A 16,970-nucleotide genomic window follows, 5' to 3' on the forward strand; every position below is an offset into this window, starting at 1 on the left:
TGAGATGGACCTTGAGACTCCCCTTCCACGGCTGATCGCCGAGGCAGCGGACAGCCGGCCCGATCGGATCTTCGTCGAGGTTGCCGGGACCGACACCGTGCTCACCTACGGCGAGTTCCATGCCGACGTGCTGCGATGGTCCGGTGCGTTCAACGCCCTCGGTGTGGGCGAGGGCGACTACGTCGCGACGATGCTGCCCAACTGCGTCGAGTCGTATCACTGCTGGCTAGGACTGACTTGGCTGCGTGCGATCGAGGCGCCGGTCAATCCACTGTTCGTGGGCAACACCCTCGCCTACCCGCTCAACAATGCCCAGGCCGAGGTGCTCGTGATCGACGCTGCGTTCGTCGACCGGCTGGTCCCCATCGCCGATGCGCTGCCGCACCTGCGCACAGTCGTGGTCCTCGACACGACCCAACCACCCCCTCCCTTGCCCTGGAACGTCATGACGAGCGAGGTGTTCCTCGAGCAGGCGTCAGCGACGCCGCGGCTGCGGACGCCCCGCTACCACGACCCGTTGGCGGTCATCTACACGTCCGGGACGACGGGTCCTTCCAAGGGTGTCTTGCAACCCTGGGTGAACCTGCACGGCATGGTCCAGGGAATCTTCCCGGAAGAGGAGGCGGGAGCACACCCCGAGGGCGCAACGTTCTCCTGCTGGCCGACGTTCCACAGCAGCGGCAAGTTCGGAATGGCGATCGCATCTCAGTTGGGGCTCCGGATGGTCTTCCGACCCCAGTTCAGCCTCTCTGATTTCTGGGATGACGTGCGTCGTCACCACATCACCCACGCGCCTCTCCTTGTCGTCAGCGCAATGCTCATGCAGCAGCCCCATCGGCCCGACGACGCGAACAACCCGCTGCAGTACGTCGGGATGTACCCGCTCATACCCCAGTACCGCGAGTTCGAGAAGCGCTTCGGCGTCACGGTGAGCGCCGGCTACGGCAACACCGAGGTCGGCTGGCCCACCACCACCACGGCGCCGGCGGACCACCTGTCGAACGGCAAGGTGATGCCTGGCTACCAGGTCAAGATCGTAAACGAGACGGGCGAGGAGCTTCCCACTGGCGAGGTCGGTGAGATCGTGGTCCGCCATGACCTTCCGTGGCGCCTCAACAAGGGCTACCTCGCGATGCCCGAGGCAACCGCCGAGGCATGGCGAGACGGCTGGTTCCACACAGGTGACGCGGGCCGGTTCGACGAAGACGGGAACCTGAGCTTCGTCGACAGGATCAAGGACAGCCTTCGCCGTCGGGGCCACAACATCTCCTCGTTCGAGGTGGAAGCGGAGGTCCTCGCCCATCCCGACGTCGCCGAGTGCGCGTGCGTCGGCGTTCCCTCCGCACTCGCCCGCGCCGACGACGCGGTCAAGGACGACGACGTCAAGGTTTTCATCGTGCGCCACCCCGGTGCCTCACTCACCGAGCAGGAACTCGTCGACTTCCTGACGTCACGCGTTCCTCGATTCATGATCCCGCGCTACGTGGAGTTCATCGACGCCCTGCCGAAGACCCCCACTGGGAAGGTCAGGAAGGTGGAACTTCGCTCCATCTCGAACGACGGAGTCTGGGACCGTGAGCACACCAGCCCTGGCGGTGGCAGGGAGGAGCAGCTCTCCGCGGACCGGGCAGTACCGCGGCGATCCACCGCTGAGCAAGGCGGGACGTGCGCGCCCGGAGGTGTCCGTACCGTTTTTGAGGACTGAGCGGGAGCAAGTCGTGCTGCCAGGCCCCGGGCCCGGTCGACGTGGGTGTTCTGGCCGACCGGGCCGCTGCCGCGTCCTGCGCGCACGGATCGTGTCCGTGGTTTTGGTACGCGGGGGCGGTGCTCCTCGCGCCCTCGGGTACCGGATGGGGGCTTGGGGGGTCCGATGCCCGCCGGCATCGCTGGGTGCCGACGGGCAGGTGCTGCCCGCCCCCGTGACCCGGCCATCCACAGGAATTGAATGCTCCCCTCCCTGAAGGGAGAGGATTCTCTTCTTCAGGGCTGAGCGGGGATTCCTAGCTCACGCAGCCAGACGAGGCGGCGCCCCGTCTGGTCTTCCACGATCAACGCTAGCCGGGTCCAGACCTGCCCGGACGAGCATCACGCGTGCGGAATTCTTGTCGCGTGGGGACATGGTTCCGCATGCGTTGCAGGTGTAGGTGCGCTCTCCCAGCGGCAGTGCGCGCTTGGTTCTCGCTCCGCAGTGTGCGCAGTCCATCGTGGTGTGCGCGGGATGTACCAGGTGCACGATGCGTCCGTGCTTGCGGGCCATCTCAAGGAGGGCAGTTTTGGTGGCGCCGATGGCGGCGTGAGCGGCTTTGCCGGCCATGGTGGTCTTCGCGAGGAACTTCGGCCTGAAGTCCTCGACCGCAAGGTGGTCGTGGTCGCTCACGACGGACTTGGCCCACTTGCGGCCGGTGTCCTGCCTCTGTCGGGTGACCTTCTTGTACGCCTTGGCCCGCAGCCGTTTGGCTTCGAGGTACCCCTTCGAGCTGGCCTGCCCCTTTGCAGGCTTGCGGCGGGCCATCATGCGGTCGTACCGGGTCAGCTTGGCCTTGGCCTTCCTGCCATGTTCGGCGTGGGGAAGGTCGTGGGCATCGGATGTAGTGGTCGCGGTCTCCCTGACGCCCCAGTCCACACCGATCACCGCGCCCGTTTCGGGAAGCGGCTCGATGGTGGCGGGGACGAAGAACGACGCGTACCACGCCCCGCTGCTGTCCTGGTGCACGCGGACGCTGGACGGATCGGCCGGAAGTTCCCGCGACCACACCACCCGCACCACGATCCCGCCCGCCAGATGCAACCGGCCCTCCCTCAGCCGGAAGCCGCGCCGGGTGTAGTTCAGGCTCGGCCGTGCCTCACGCTTCTTCTTCCAGCGCGGCATGCCTGCCCGGCGTTGCTGCGGAATCCGGTCCCTGATGTCCTTCTGGGCCTTGGCGCGGGACTTGCCGAAATCGCGGATGAGCTGCTGCTGCGGAACGCTGGATCCCTCGCGCAGCCACGGCGTTAGGCGGCGTGCCTCTGTCAGCATCCTGTCGAGCTGCGCCGGTCCGCAGGTCTGCTTGCCGCCGGTGGCCTTGTTGTGCAGGTACACGGCCTTGGACTTGGCCACGTACTCGTTCCACACCCAGCGGCACCGGTCCCACTCCGCTTCGAGAGCACGTCGAGCCATGTTCGACAGGCGCACACGGAATGTGTACCGGGCATGCCCGGCGTCCTCCGTGATCGCTGCTGTCGTCATGATCAGCAAACTACCAAGGAAGACTGACAGTTGAGAACTCCCGATCTTTGTGGGCTCCGTCATCGCCGCGCGGGGTGAACGCCGGATCGCCCGGGAAGCGATCCGGGTGTCCCTGCCCTGCTCCGCAGGAGTCCGATTCCTCCCCGGCCTGAAGGCCGGGGCATCCTCGGAGAAATCAGGTGACCATCGCTCTGCGGCCGTTCCTCTGCCGGGCCTTGGAGTCAGTGAGGTCGAGATCTTCGACCGCGGTGGCCTGCACGCCCGTGGCCTTGGCCCGGCGCGACAGGCGGGTGAGGGCGTGGCGGAGCTGCGCGTCGCGGCGGGTGGCGGCGCTGGTGGGGTCGTAGCCGAAGCGGCGCGGTGTCCCGACCGGGTCGCCGTGCCCGTCCAGCCGCCACGCGGCTGGACGGCGTCGGTGTCCACGGCGGCCACGCCATCGCCCCGCGGGGCGAGGAGGGGGAGGACCGGCAGGTTCTTCCGCGTCCGGAAAGCGTCCCGGTACCAGCGGCCTTCGGCCACGTCCAGGCGGAGGGGTGGGCCGCCGGCTGGAGTCAGCCCGACGGGGTCTCTTGGCGTCCACCTCGCTGTCGGTCGGCCCCGGGACATCGCGGCGGGGTGCGGCCACCTGTCGCCGCCGGCGCCCTTGCAGACCCCGATCGCCGTGCCATCCCAAGCGCCCCGTCGCCGTCCCCGGCGTGCGACGAGAGCAATGCTCATTCCTGAAGGGGCGGGGTTCGTCAAGGGCGGCGTTTCTGCCGGTTGTTGATGGTTCTGGGCAGGCCTGACCGTCTCGCGGCCGGTGGCGTGACGAGGGCGAGTCTGTGTGCTCACGCGCGCGGTGTGCGGTTGTGGGTGTCGGTGTTCTCCAACCCGTGATGTGGGAGGGCAGGGCCGTATTCGGCTGCCGCTCATTCCTTCGCGACGGGGGTCGTCGCATGGAGCAATACGACGTGCGGTAGGCGGGGTCAATCAGGACTGCGACCGTGCCGTGCGGGGGCCAGAGCATTGCCCGACCGCGCGCCTGCCGCGTCCGAGCTGCTCACGTTGGTCTACTACGGGCTGCGCGACGGAGAAATCCGTGCCCTGGGCCGCCAGGCCGCGTGAGTGCCTCGGATGCGGCGGGCGCGCGGTCGGGCAATTGTCCGACCCCATGCACGGCGCGGTCGCGGTTTTGATCGACCCCGCCTGCCGCACGTCGCACTGCTCCATGCGGCCTCGCGCCGCGAAGGAATGACCGGCAGCCGAGCACGGCCCTGCCGTCACCCCATCAAGGGCTGGAGAGCAGCGACCCCCACAACCGCATGCCCGACGAGCAGCACCACCCACCCGCCGCCACCATCCCACCGACGGCGAGGCGATCAACGCTGCCCAGAAGCACCAACAACCAGCGAAAACACCCCGCTTGACATACCCCACCCCTTCAGGAATGACAATTACTCTGCGACGACCGGCAGCGCCACGTCGGCGGACCGCTTCGCGGCAGCGTGAGCCCACGCAACCACAATTACTGGACACGTGACGTATCATGTATCATCGATGTATGAGGACACCGCGAACGCAGACAGCAAACAGTACGACGGGCGAGGTGCCGCGTGACCACGTGCTGGCCGCCGCGGGACGCTGCATTGAGCGGTACGGCATCGACAAGACGACGATGGGCGACATCGCGCGTGAGGCCGGGATGTCGCGTCCCAGTGTGTACCGGTACTTCGCCGATCGCGACGATCTGCTGGTCGCCCTGATCTCGCAACGATCCCGGGCCTTGCGGGAGAAGGCGCACAAGTTCATCGGCCGCCAGGACACTCTGCCCGACCAGATCGTCGAAGGACTCCTGTACCTCGCCGACCACGGGCGGCGCGACCCGTTCACGCGTCACCTGCTGAACCTGGACGGGACCAGTCTTGGGCAGCGGATGGCAGCGTCTCGGACGTCCGAGACGCTCACCGCCGAGTTCTGGGACCCCTTCCTCGACGCTGCCATCGCCGACAAGCAGTTGCCGCTGGGGATCTCGCGGCCGGACATCCACTTGTGGCTGGCCAACCTCGGGCTAATGCTGATGAGGGGCCTCGAGGAAGGCGACGCCGACATACAGCGCTACCGATCCATCCTGCGTCGTTTCGTTGCACCGGCGTTCACGGTCTGAGGGAGTGCGCGCGTCAAGAAGACGCGCGCTCGTTCTCGTCCGCGACGATCGAGATCGCCTGTGAAGGGCACTCGTACTGGGCTGCGGAGAGCTCGTCGTACGTGTGCCCCCCACCGGTGTCGTCCAACAGTTGCACCAGCCCCTCATCGCTGTCCTGATCGAACACCTTGGGTAGTCTGAGGGCGCAAGAGCCGGCGCCGATGCACCGACTCCGATCGGCGATGAGGTGCATGCGGGCCGATACCTTTCAGTTCAGTTGCGGTGCTCGGGTCCGAGCTTGACCGGAAGCGCTGCCACGCCGCGCAGCAGCATGTTGGCGTTGTAGGTCACGGGCTCTGGACGTGCGAGCTCTATCGAGGGGAACCTCTGCGTCAAGGTAGTCAGGACCGCGATCGCCTCCATGCGGGCCAGAGCTGCGCCCAGGCAGTGATGGGGACCGAACCCGAAGCCAAGGTGCGGCTTGCCAACACGAGTGACGTCGAGGGAGTCGGGGTCGTCGTAGACGGCCTCATCGCGATTCGCAGCGCCGATGAAGACCGACACCGTACTCATCCCGGGGATCTCCACCCCAGCGATCTCCGTGACTCTCTCGCCGGAGAGCTTATCGAGGTATTGAGCCGGGCCGCAGAAGCGCAGGAGTTCTTCGACCGCACCCGGGATACGCTCCGGCTGATCACGAAGGATCTCCCACTGGCCGCGGTGGTCGCGCAGGAGAGTAGCGATGCTGTTGGTCACGAGATGTGTGGTGGTCTCGTGGCCGGCGACAACCATCTGGGTCAGGACGGCGATCAGGTCGTCCTGCACGTAGTTGTCCTCGTCGTCTCCTTCCGCTTCCAGCAAGGCGCGCAGCAGCGGTGTGGTCTCGGAGCCACGCTTCTGCCGGAAGAAGTCCAACAGGTACTTCCGCAAGTCGAAGACACCCTTGTGGATTTCGCGGACCGTGGCGGAGTCCGTCAGGTCTGCGCCGATGAGGCGCCCGACGCTGCTTGCCCAGTCCCGGATCTGTGCCCGGTCCTCCCTTGGCAGGTCGTACATCTCCAGCAAGACGATCAGTGGGACGTGGTACATGAACTGGCCGATGAACTCGATCTCGTCCTGGTCCCGGAGCGGTTCGAGCATCTCGTCCACGATGGACTGAACGTGCGACTGCATCTCGTTTACGAAGCGCGGCGTGAAGGCGCGCTGCGACAAGCGGCGCAACCGCTTGTGCTGCTCGCCGTCGACGCCACTGATCCGCTTCTCGAACGCGTCGAAGAGATCCGACAGCCGCCCGCCGTCCTCCTCGGAAAGCACGTCGATCGCCTTGCGATACCGCGGACCGCGTGCCCCCAGGCCCTGCAACGTCGTCGGGACATTGAGGACGTGGCGGCTCGGTTCGTAGTGCGTGACCAGGATCCGGTCCTGCCAGTGATAGACAGGCCCGGACGCGCGCAGCTCCCGGTACAGCTCGAACGGGTCCGCGATCAGGCTCTGGTCGGCTCGGAAGAAGGCGGCGAGCCGTTCGTCGATGCCGGCGGACACGGTCAGCTGCCGCTCACGGAACCGCCGGTGGGCGGAAGGTTGCGGAAGAACCGACGACCCATGTCCTGCGGCAGCACCTCGGCCAGCTGCCCCCAGCAGTGCTCGCCGCTGTCGAAGGTCCACTCGACCAGGGAGCAGGTGGCGAAGACGCCGGGCGGGCTGGAGCGCTTGAGGTAGTTCCGGGCGAAACCCTGGGCGCTGAAGTCCCGGCCAAGTTCATCCGTGCCCTGCATCCGCACCTCGGAGGGCAGGCCGTCCGAGCGACGCTTGAGGATGTCGTAGCTGCCGCTGACGACACGCGACACGGCCCCGTCGCGGTGCAGGAAGCCGTTGAGCACGCGCTCCTCACCGAAGTGGACTTCCGGGGTCTTGAAGGGCGCACCGGCGACGATGGGCTGCTCCTCGGCCGGGAGCGTCTCGGCGACCGTGTAGAGGTTGGCTGCGAACCCCACCCCGTCGGTTGCCCACGGCCACTGGTGGCGCGGGAAGTCCTTGGACGAGTGGTTGAAGTTCCGCGGGCCCCACGACCGGTCCCGGTGAGCAGGGCCGTCGACGGTCAGCTCCGTGCCGTCCATGCGGATCGTCCCCCGCATGCGCCCGGCCTGCTGGTAGTTGTTGATGCCCCAACCGCGGGCCTTGCCACTGTACGGCGTGCTGAAGACATCCATGATCGCCTCGAACTCCAGGTCCAGGACGAGGTCGTTCCGCTCATAGCGGATGCCGTAGCGCTTCCACTTGTCAATCGTGCGCGGGCTCAGGCCCATGACCGAGCTGAAGTCGAACGGAGATTCGACATTGGCCAGGGACCGGGGCTGAATCTCGAACGCGTCGTAGTAGACGCAGTCGTAGACCTGCTCTCCACGGCCGTCGTTGCCGTCCCAGAGAAGGACCTTCTGCCACAGCAGGTTCATGTTCGGCCGGTGATGGAAGTGGATGCCACCCATGAGGTTGGCCTCAGGGATCATGAAGCCGAACCAGGCGCTCTCGTTCCACATGGGATCGTCGCTGCCTTCGTGGATCCGATCGTCGTCGGGCGTGAGGGCCTCGTGCCCCGCCGGCCAGCCGTACTCGTCGATCTCGCCGAGTTTCGCGTTGGGGCCAAATGAACTGGTCACTCCGACTCCTGACGTAGTTTGTATACTGTCAGGCTCAAGGTATGCGCGGGTCCGGGTGAAGTCAAGAGAGATCGCCGCAGCTGTTCAGTAGGGGTGATGGGTCTTCAGGCTGCTGCTGGCGCGGTGCGGTTGGGTGCGAGGGCGGGGGGCCGGTTGCAGAGGGGTTCCGGTGCGTTGGGTTTGTCCAGTCCGCCCCACGTGCCGGCGGTGGACAGGCAGGACCGGACGGCCGGGAAGTCGATCAGTTGCCGCAGGGTTCTCCAGCAGTCCGAGGTTCACCTCTGCTGTGACGGGACGTTGATTGCGAGGAGTCCTTGCCCAGCCGCCGCTCCGGGGTGCCGACGTAATCGCCGCGCCGTGCCGACTGATCTTGATCAGAGCACCGCTGGTCAACATGACGGCCATCAAACGGTGTTGACAGAATCTGGAGTTCGATCTCCGTTAGCGTGGAATCGCCTCTCGCAGTCTCCCCGTTTCTGCTGGTCAGCGGATTACGTCGGCACCCCGCTCCAACTGCCCAATCCGACCGGCCGGTTCCTGCACCTGCACCGCCTGCTGCTCCACCGGCGCCGTCAGCGCCGCGATCGTGGCGTCCTTCGCCGCCGGCAGCAGCGGCGGCGGCTCCTGCCGCGTCGGCTCACTCGAGGACTGCGCACGCAGAGCTTGTCGATCACGAACCAGCGCAGTCCAGCAGCCCGTCACCCTTGCCGGACCTGCGGATCGCCTCGTGTGTGTTCGTCTGTTCCCGGTTCTTGACGGCGCCGTAGCCGCGCCGACACACTCGACCTGACGCAGAACAGATGGCGTTTTTTGTTACGTCCGGCCTGGTTCTCGCGTCGATCGGAGGGTGACTGCCAATGGCTGAACGACTGGGAGTCGGCATCGTCGGGCTGAGCGCTCAGGGTGGATGGGCCGCTCGCTCCCACCTGCCGGCGCTGCGGGGGTTGGAGCAGTTCGAGGTGCGCGGTTTCACGGGCAGCAGTCCCGAGTCGGTCCGCGTCACGGCCGACCACTACGGGATCGATCGCGGTTTCACCGATCCAGGCGAGCTCGCCCACCAGGAGGACATAGACCTGGTGGTCGTGACCGTCAAGGCGAGGGCTCACGCCGAGCAGCTGAAATCGATTCTGCCGGCCGGAAAGCCGGTGTTCTGCGAGTGGCCGTTCTGCCGCGACGTCACCGAGGCGAGGGGCATCCTCGCGCTCTTTGAGGCCGCGGGCGCCAGGACCGCCATCGGCCTCCAGGCCAGACACTCCCCTCAGGTGCGATTCGTGCGTGACCTGGTCGCCGAGGGGGAAATCGGCGGCATCCTCTCCACGACACTGGTGGCGTCGATTCCATACTGGGGCTCGACAGCCGGCAGCCGGGACGCCTATCTGCTGGACGGCGCGAACGGCTCGACCATGGTGTCCATACCCGTTGGGCACACGCTCGACGGGTTGGAGTTCGCGCTGGGAGAGATCACGCAGCTTTCGGCGACAACAGCAGTCCGGCAGCCGCACGTGCTGCACCGGGAAACCCATGAGACTCTGCTGAAGACGACCCCAGACCAGGTCGCCATCCATGGGCTGCTGCGCGGCGGCATTGTCTTCAGCTTCCACTGCCGCGGCGGAGTCAACAGTCGGACCAGCGCGTTCTTCTGGGAGATCAACGGCACCAGAGGTGACATCACGCTCCGCAGCCCGTGCGGTGAGCTTCAGTACAACGAACCCGAGATCCTGCTCACCCGTGCGGACGGCGCACCGAAGCCCGTGGCCGCACCCGCCCGCTATCGCGGCGCCGTACCGGACGCGCTCGGTCCAGAGCCCCGCAGTGTCGCTCACACCTATCTGCGCGTCTTCGACGACCTCACAACCGGCTCATGTCTCGTACCCGACTTCTCCCGCGCCGTCCGGCACCGCGAACTGATCGACACGATTGAACGTGCGGGACGCACCGGTGCGTGCCAGTCGGTGTGAGGCGGCGGGCGTCTGGGAGCCACGCCGCCTGCCGCGGCCGCTTGCTCTTGATCAAGAGTGACACTCCACTATCCTGACAAAGAACAGCAGGTGTCATATGTTCCATCCTGAGGCTCTGGGCGAGGCGAAGCGGGAGGACCGCGGCGTGAGTTTCGTGAGGTGGCTGCACGAGTGTGCAGGAGTGCCGACGACGGAGATCGGCGGCAAGGCGACCGGACTTGGGGACCTGGTGAGCCGTGGTTACCCCGTTCCTGACGGGTTCGTCGTCCCGACGAGCGCCTACACCCGCGTGATCGCGGAGAGCGGCCTGCAGGGACGCATCTCACAGATCATGGAGGAGACCGACGGGGAGGCCGCCTCCGGCAGCGCATCGCAGGCACTGCGCGCGCTCTTCGATGACCTCGTGCTCCCGTCCGACATTGCCGACGCTATCGCGAGGGCGTACGGCGACCTCGTGGCCGGGGAGTCTGAGTACGTAGCGGTGCGCTCCAGCGCCACTGCTGAGGATCTGGCCGAGGCGTCGTTCGCCGGCCAGCAGGAGACCTATCTCTGGATCGCGGGCGCCGAGAACGTCCAGCGCCACGTCGTGCAGTGCTGGGCCAGCCTTTTCACGCCCCAGGCCATTGGGTACCGTGCGCGCCTGGGGATGGGCGTCGATGACCTGGCCATGGGCGTCGTGGTGCAGCGCATGGTGCCGGCCAGGAGCGCCGGGGTGCTCATGACGCTGGACCCCCTCAACGGCGACCGCAGCACCATCTACATCGAGTCGGCCTTCGGACTGGGTGAAGGCGTGGTGCGCGGTGACGTCGCCGTCGACCGATTCTGGGTCGACAAGGCCTCGACGTCGGTGCGCTCGTCGATCGCCGAGAAGCTGAACGCGCATCAGTTCGATCGAGAGACGCAGAGCGTCCGGCTCGTCGCAGTGGACCCCGACAGCGCCACACGCCCGAGCATCTCGGAGCAGGAGGCCGTGTCCCTTGCCGGCCTCGCCAAGCGCGTCGAGGCCGACCAGGAGCGTCCCATGGACATCGAATGGGCAGTCGACGACGAGGACACGCTGTTTCTGCTTCAGGCTCGAGCTGAAACCGTGTGGAGCCGGCGCACCGGCAACGCGACAGGTTCAACGGCCGACGAGAGCGAACCCAGTGCAACGAACCCGCCGACGCTCGATGACGACTGGGATCCCCTTCACAGCACGGGGGCACCGGACCTCCACTGGTCCACAGACAACATCGGGGAAGGAATGCCGGGAGTCTTGACCCCTCTCGGCTTCACCTGGTGGCCCGAAGCGATCGAGGCTTCGGCACGCGCCGCGGGATACCGGATGGGTGTCCTGAGTCGCGGGGAGCGGCGGAGGTCACCAGACGACCGACTTGTCGTGCGGCCCTTCTTCGGACGGGCCGCCATGCAGGCGGAGTTCTTCGCCCTCATGGGTGACCGGACTCCGGGCGCGTCGGGTGTCGACACGGTGCGAGGCGTCCTCGGTCACGTCCCGGACGATTTCACGTTTGCCCCCACCCGTCGGCGCTACCCCCTCATTGCGATTCGGCTCCCCCTCATGCGCATGGTCGTGGAGCGCGAGGCACGTACGCTCGCAGCCACTATCGACGCATGGTGGAAGGAGAGCGTGCGGAAGGTCCCCGAACTCGGCCTGCGCGAGTGCCTGGAGCTGCATCAGGATGCCTATCGGCGATTCAAGGAAAACCACTGCGCCCAGGGCGCGACACACTTCGCCGTGGTCAGCCCGTTGTTCCAGCAGCTGGGACAGCTGATCAAGCAAGCAGGCACCGGTGACATTGCGACGCTCAGTGGCGGCGGCGGAGCTGAGCTGGCGATCATCTCCGATGTGTGGCGGGCATCGCGCGGAGAGATGACCGTGGAGGAGGTCGTCGCCAACCACGGAAGCCATGGCCCTGCCGAAGGCGAGATCTCAAGCCCGGTGTGGCGTGAGGACTCGGAGCCACTGCGGCGTCTGGTCAAGGGGTACGCGGAGCGCCCCGACGACGAGAGCCCCATTGAGCGTATGGCCGCAGCTGAAGAACGGCTTCCGCAGGCGCGGGCCGCGGTGCTGGCCGCACTCCCGATCTGGCGTCGCCCGATGGCCGCCAGGCTTTTGGCCCGGGCGGCGCGAGGCATCCCCATGCGAGGAGTGAGCAAGCGAGGCTTCCTCCAGTGCCTGGATGTCGGCCGAGCGACCGCGCGCCGGGCCGGCGCCCTGCTGGCCGAGGCAGGCACACTCGCGGACCCCGAGGACATCTTCTACCTCACGGTCGACGAGTTGGGACGTCCGCTGCCGGACGACGTGCAGTCGCTGGTCGACCGTCGCAGGGCGCGGCGGACGTACTACCAGTCACTGGAACTACCTGCCATGTGGAAGGGCAGTCCGACTCCGCGGCCAGCCGGCGCCATGAACTACGACCACATGAACCACGTAGAGGGGATCGGGGTGAGTCCAGGTGTCGTCGAAGGCGTTGCCCGCGTCGTGCACGACCCTACCTTCCTAGAGGTCCAGCCAGATGAGATCTTGATCGCACCCACGACCGATCCGAGCTGGTCAGCCATCTTGCTGATCTCGAGAGCACTGGTCGTCGACATCGGCGGCGCTCTGAGTCATGCGGCCGTCGTGGCTCGAGAGCTTGGCGTGCCCTGTGTCGTCGGAACCCGAAACGGGACCGAGACCATACGCACGGGGGATCGGGTGCGAGTCGACGGAGATTCCGGGACGGTCACGATCCTCAAGCGAGCAGAGTGAACGACTCGTCGACGAACACCGTTGAAAAAACTGAGAAGGACAGTCACATGGCACAGGACACCACGTCCTCGCAAGTGCAAGACCTCGTCAGACGGCTGCAGCTCCTCGAGGACAAAGAGCAGATCCGCGAAGTGCTCTACCGGAATGCGCGAGGCGTCGACCGGGCCGACCCCGCGCTTCTCAAGGAGACCTATCACCCCGACGGGTATGAGGTGCACTGGGAGACGTTCACCGGAAACGGGCACGAGTTCTCGGACTTCATCACCACCGAGACGGCAACAGCCCGCTCCGTGTATCACTCGGTCACGAACCCGCTGATTGACATCCAAGACCATCGAGCGTTCTCAGAGACGGCATACACCGCACGTACTCTGGTCGATCGATCACCCGAGCTCGGTGGTTGGGTCGAGGTCGTCGTGTGGGGCAGGTGCCTGGATGTGCTCGAAAAGCGCGACGGAGTCTGGCGCATCGCCTACCGCCAACTGGCTCGCGACGGCGCCAAACGAACTGTCGTTCCCGATCCCTTGGTGCCCCCGGCTCTCACGTGTGGACGCCCAGATCGGACAGACCCGTCGTACCTCGGCATGGCGATCGCTGAGCGGCGTCCGCCACAACAGGCGGGGAAAAACGGGATGTTCGTCGCTCAACGCCACCTCACATAGGTGACCTCACACTCGGTCGATGGCACGTTTCGTTGACGCTCGGCCCAGGCCGACATCGGGCACCCGAGTGACCAATTGCTGATTCGGCCGATCGGGAAAGGCTGCTGCTCGCCGTGGCTACCTGCCAAGTTCCGTCCCTACGACAGCGTCAGGGCTACTACGAGACAACGGTCAACCAGATCGCCGAGGGGGCCGAGGCCTTGCCCAGCACGTTCTTCCGTTACTTCCCGACCAAGCAGGACGTCGTCTTCCAAGGCGACGCCGAGGCGCAGCTGTCGGAGACGTTCCGCAACGTGCCGGCCAACCTGGGACCGGTGCAGGCCGTCTTCCAGGGACCGCTGCGCGCTATGGCGTCCACGGCCGGTCAGGACGGCGTACGGCAGCAGGTCCTGCTCTGCCTGTCGGTGCCCGAACTGCGGGCCGTGCTATTCGACAATGGGACCCAGCTGATGAACGAGATCGCCGAGCTGATCGCGACCCGCGTCGGCCGCCGCCCGGACGACTTCGACATCCGCGTGCTCTCGGCAGCCGCGCAGGACGTGTGGTACTCGGTGCTCTTCGACTGGGCCGAGAACCAGAGCGTCGACCTCGAGCCGGCGATGATGCGGGCAGCCGACCAGCTCGAGAAGGGCCTGCCGCTGTGAGCGCCGTCGTCGGGCTGTCCTACGAGGATGGTGTTGCCCGGATCGTGCTGCGCCGGCCGGAGCGGGGCAACGCGCTGGACGAACCGACCGCGGCCGCGCTGCGGGCCGCCGTCGGTGAGGCGGCGGCGCTTCCGGGCCTGCGGGCGGTGCTGCTGCGCGGCAAGGGCCCGCGGTTCTGTGTCGGCGGGGACGTGCGCGCGTTCGCCGCGCAGGGCGACGGCACGGAGGCGTACATCGGCCGGGTCGTCGACGACCTGCACGCCGCGATCCGCGCGCTCACCGCGATGCCGGCGCCGACCGTGGCCGCCGTCCAGGGCAGCGCCGCCGGCGCCGGCCTCAGCCTCGCGCTGGCATGCGACGTCGTCGTGGCCGCCGAATCCGCGCGGTTCGCCTTCGCCTACCCCGCGCTCGGCTTCACGCCCGACGGCGGGGCCAGCTGGTCGCTGCCCCGCCAGGTCGGCGAGCGGCGGGCGCTCGACATCGCGCTGCTCAACCGACCCGTCCCGGCGCCCGAGGCCGTCCACATCGGACTGGTTACCCGCTGCGTGCCGGACGACCGGCTCGACGCTGAGGCCGACGCGCTGGTCGCCGCGCTCGGGGCCGGCCCGACCTCCGCCCTCGTGCGCACCCGGGCGCTCGTCCGCGGATCGGTCGACCGCGACCTCGACAACCATCTCGACGCCGAGCGCGCGGAGCTGCTGGCCAGCGTGCGCTCGGCCGACGGCAGGGCCGGGCTCGCCGCATTCGGATCGGGTGCGCCGGCGGTCTTCACCGGATTCCTCCGAGGATGCCCCGGCCTTCAGGCCGGGGAGGAATCGGATTCCTGCGGAGCAGGGCCGGAATAGCCGAATCGCTGCCGGGGCGATTCGGCGTCCACCCCGTGCGGTGGCGGGGTAGGCCACAACGGTCATCGGCGCTCGACTGTCATACCTGCCGGGTAGGTTGAGGATCGTGACGAGAGGACCGCAGGCGGGTGGGGATGCCGGGCACGCCCGGTACACCTTCCGTGTGCGGGCGTAGTCCACCGCGCGTACGGCCCTGCTGGGGGAGTGGGCACAGTGTCGGGTGGATCTGGAACGAGTGTGTCGCCCGGTCGAAGAAGGCATACGCCGACGGTGAGAGGTGCGGTCCGGCAGCTGTGGACCGGATGCTCACGGAGGCCCGTCGGACCATCCCGTGGCTGCGGGAGGGTGGCAGCGTCCCGCAGCGGCAGGTGATACGCGATTTTGGGAAGTCCCGCGCGAAGGCGTTGAAGGACATCAAGGACCGGCTGCCGATGCACCGGCGGGCCGGGATGCCCAGGTGGAAGAAGAAGCGCGAGGCGCTGCCGAGTCTGGGCGGTGAACCTTCCCCTTGATCGTGGACACCTGGAGACCGGGACGTGAGGTTCCAGAGGAAGTAGCACCGGGTGGGGAGCAAGCACACGAAGCGATACACCGTGGAGTTCGAACGGGACGCGTTCGCGCTCGTCGACTCCACGGGGAAGACGGTCACCGCGGTCGCCCGGGAGCTCGGCATCAGTCCGGAGTCCCTGCGCGGCTGGTACCGCCGGGCCAGGACCGACCAGGGCGAAGGCCGGCCCGGCGAGCTCACCACGGCGGAACGCGAGGAGCTCAAGCGGCTGCGCAGGCAGAACGCCGAACAGGCCAAGACGGTCGAGGTACTGCGAAAAGCCGCGGTCTTCTTCGCGAAGGAGAGCGATCGGTGAACGACACGTACGCGTTCATCGAGGCGGAGAAGACCACCCACGGCGTCGCTTTCCTGTGCCGGCTGCTGAAGGTGGCCCGTTCCTCCTTCTAGGCCTGGCTCGCCTCGGCAGAGACCCGGGTCGCGCGCCGGGCCGCCGATGAGGCCCTGGCCCACGAGATCACCGTCATCCACGTCGCCTTCCGCCAGAGTTACGGCGTCCCGCGCGTCCATGGCGAACTGCGGCGCCTGGGCCGGCTGGTGAACCGCAAACGCGTCGCCCGCGTCATGCGCGAGCGTGACATGCAAGGTGTCATCCGTCGCAGACGGCGCTCGCTGACGCAGCCGGGCAAGACGGCACGGCCGGCCGCGGACCTGCTCGGCCGGGACTTCGACGCCGACCGTCCCGGCACCGAGCTGGTCGGCGACATCACCGCCCTGCCCACGGGCGAGGTCGTCGGCTACTCGATGGCCGACCACCACCGCGCCACCCTCGTCGTTGATGCGCTGAAGATGGCCGACGGCCGGGGCCGGCTCCAGCCCGGCTGGATAGCGCATTCAGACCGCGGCAGCGAATACACCAGCAGCCAATTCCGGCATGAAATACGTAAGTTGGACCTCCGGCAAAGCTTCTGGGCTCTACTCAAAGAAGAGATCGGCACGCGTGTCCGGCCTGGCCGGGCCACCGCCCGCGCGGAGGTTTTCGACTTCATCGAGACGTTCTATAACCGCCGCCGTCTGCGCAGGCACAAGGTCTTCGGCTACCTCACCCCAGCCGAGACTCGGCAACGGCACCAACGCGGCCTCGCAGCATAGAGATCGAGTGTCCAAGATCACGGGGAAGCTTCAGTGCCGTCGCCATGCTGTTGTTTCCTCAACTCGGGAAAGGACCTGAGCCGAGTGTCTGGCCGTGGGTGGGGTCAGTGGTGGGGGAGTGGTGGACGTCACTTATCTAGTTCATTGTTCAACTTCTTGCTTGGAATTATCTTCTGTGGAAGATTGCTCGGTGTGAGCGTCCTGCCCGGGACGGACGACCCGTCCCGGTGTGACACCCAAGGAGGCCGTGATGCCGGCATCCAAGAACCGACTGCAGGGACTGCTCGCACGGGTCGGCCGCCTCTTCGGTCGGCCCGCCGCTAGGCACGCCAGGCGTGTGTCCCTGCCTGTAGAAGAAATGAAGGAACCTGTCATGTTTAACGTCGCCAATGTCAAGGCCGCTGCCAGCCCGGACCTGCTGACGCCCGACAACGCGGTGATGCTGTT

General features: G+C 67.0%; 13 protein-coding genes and 1 pseudogene. 10 read left to right on the forward strand and 4 right to left on the reverse strand.

Features of this window, described 5'->3' with window-relative positions:
* Nucleotides 1–4: 4 nt before the first annotated feature.
* Complete coding sequence (locus ACFYXB_RS37755) at nucleotides 5–1,705, forward strand: AMP-binding protein (RefSeq protein WP_389589517.1); 1,701 nt, start codon at nucleotides 5–7, stop codon at nucleotides 1,703–1,705.
* A 300-nt stretch (nucleotides 1,706–2,005) separates the two neighbouring features.
* Here ACFYXB_RS37755 and ACFYXB_RS37760 read toward each other — a convergent pair whose 3' ends face one another.
* Nucleotides 2,006–3,226 (reverse strand): RNA-guided endonuclease InsQ/TnpB family protein, encoded by a 1,221-nt coding sequence (locus ACFYXB_RS37760; RefSeq protein ID WP_389589518.1) that lies wholly within the window; start codon nucleotides 3,224–3,226, stop codon nucleotides 2,006–2,008.
* Between the two features lie 1,600 nt (nucleotides 3,227–4,826).
* Between ACFYXB_RS37760 and ACFYXB_RS37765 the strand changes: the two genes are divergently transcribed.
* Entirely contained in the window at nucleotides 4,827–5,369 is a 543-nt protein-coding gene (locus tag ACFYXB_RS37765) for a TetR/AcrR family transcriptional regulator (protein WP_389589519.1), read from the forward strand.
* A 13-nt stretch (nucleotides 5,370–5,382) separates the two neighbouring features.
* On the opposite strand, the gene ACFYXB_RS37770 is transcribed toward ACFYXB_RS37765, so the two are convergent.
* The 3 genes from ACFYXB_RS37770 to ACFYXB_RS37780 are packed head-to-tail and all read right to left on the reverse strand — an operon-like array spanning nucleotide 5,383 to nucleotide 8,005.
* The gene (locus tag ACFYXB_RS37770; RefSeq protein ID WP_351363550.1) at nucleotides 5,383–5,601 is read right to left on the reverse strand and encodes a ferredoxin; all 219 of its coding nucleotides are present in this window, start codon (nucleotides 5,599–5,601) and stop codon (nucleotides 5,383–5,385) included.
* 20 nt (nucleotides 5,602–5,621) lie between these two features.
* Nucleotides 5,622–6,890, reverse strand: coding sequence for a cytochrome P450 (locus ACFYXB_RS37775; RefSeq protein WP_389589520.1), 1,269 nt, complete (start codon nucleotides 6,888–6,890; stop codon nucleotides 5,622–5,624).
* Between the two features lie 2 nt (nucleotides 6,891–6,892).
* Entirely contained in the window at nucleotides 6,893–8,005 is a 1,113-nt protein-coding gene (locus tag ACFYXB_RS37780) for a hypothetical protein (protein WP_389589521.1), read from the reverse strand.
* Nucleotides 8,006–8,862: 857 nt separating this feature from the next.
* Between ACFYXB_RS37780 and ACFYXB_RS37785 the strand changes: the two genes are divergently transcribed.
* The 8 genes and pseudogenes from ACFYXB_RS37785 to ACFYXB_RS37820 all read left to right on the forward strand — a co-directional run bounded on the left by ACFYXB_RS37785 (nucleotide 8,863) and on the right by ACFYXB_RS37820 (nucleotide 16,523).
* A complete protein-coding gene (locus ACFYXB_RS37785; RefSeq protein ID WP_389589522.1) occupies nucleotides 8,863–9,963 on the forward strand; it encodes a Gfo/Idh/MocA family protein in 1,101 nt (366 codons plus the stop codon).
* A gap of 181 nt (nucleotides 9,964–10,144) precedes the next feature.
* Entirely contained in the window at nucleotides 10,145–12,715 is a 2,571-nt protein-coding gene (locus ACFYXB_RS37790; RefSeq protein WP_389589523.1) for a PEP/pyruvate-binding domain-containing protein, read from the forward strand.
* A gap of 47 nt (nucleotides 12,716–12,762) precedes the next feature.
* Nucleotides 12,763–13,377, forward strand: a complete 615-nt coding sequence (locus ACFYXB_RS37795) for a nuclear transport factor 2 family protein (protein ID WP_389589524.1) — start codon at nucleotides 12,763–12,765, stop codon at nucleotides 13,375–13,377.
* 113 nt (nucleotides 13,378–13,490) lie between these two features.
* Nucleotides 13,491–14,021, forward strand: coding sequence for a TetR family transcriptional regulator (locus ACFYXB_RS37800; RefSeq protein ID WP_389589525.1), 531 nt, complete (start codon nucleotides 13,491–13,493; stop codon nucleotides 14,019–14,021).
* A complete protein-coding gene (locus ACFYXB_RS37805; RefSeq protein ID WP_389589526.1) occupies nucleotides 14,018–14,866 on the forward strand; it encodes an enoyl-CoA hydratase/isomerase family protein in 849 nt (282 codons plus the stop codon). The genes ACFYXB_RS37800 and ACFYXB_RS37805 overlap by 4 nt, the downstream gene beginning before the upstream one ends.
* 193 nt (nucleotides 14,867–15,059) lie before the next feature.
* Nucleotides 15,060–15,357: pseudogene (locus tag ACFYXB_RS37810) on the forward strand (RNA-guided endonuclease TnpB family protein); the annotation flags it as partial.
* A 72-nt stretch (nucleotides 15,358–15,429) separates the two neighbouring features.
* Nucleotides 15,430–15,729 carry a transposase gene (locus tag ACFYXB_RS37815; RefSeq protein ID WP_389589527.1) on the forward strand — a complete coding sequence of 100 codons (300 nt, stop codon included), beginning with the start codon at nucleotides 15,430–15,432 and terminating at the stop codon, nucleotides 15,727–15,729.
* A gap of 146 nt (nucleotides 15,730–15,875) precedes the next feature.
* Nucleotides 15,876–16,523 (forward strand): IS3 family transposase, encoded by a 648-nt coding sequence (locus ACFYXB_RS37820; protein ID WP_389589528.1) that lies wholly within the window; start codon nucleotides 15,876–15,878, stop codon nucleotides 16,521–16,523.
* Nucleotides 16,524–16,970 lie beyond the last annotated feature (447 nt).

Origin of the sequence: Streptomyces sp. NPDC002619 (assembly GCF_042889305.1) — a bacterium.
Classification (GTDB): domain Bacteria; phylum Actinomycetota; class Actinomycetes; order Streptomycetales; family Streptomycetaceae; genus Streptomyces.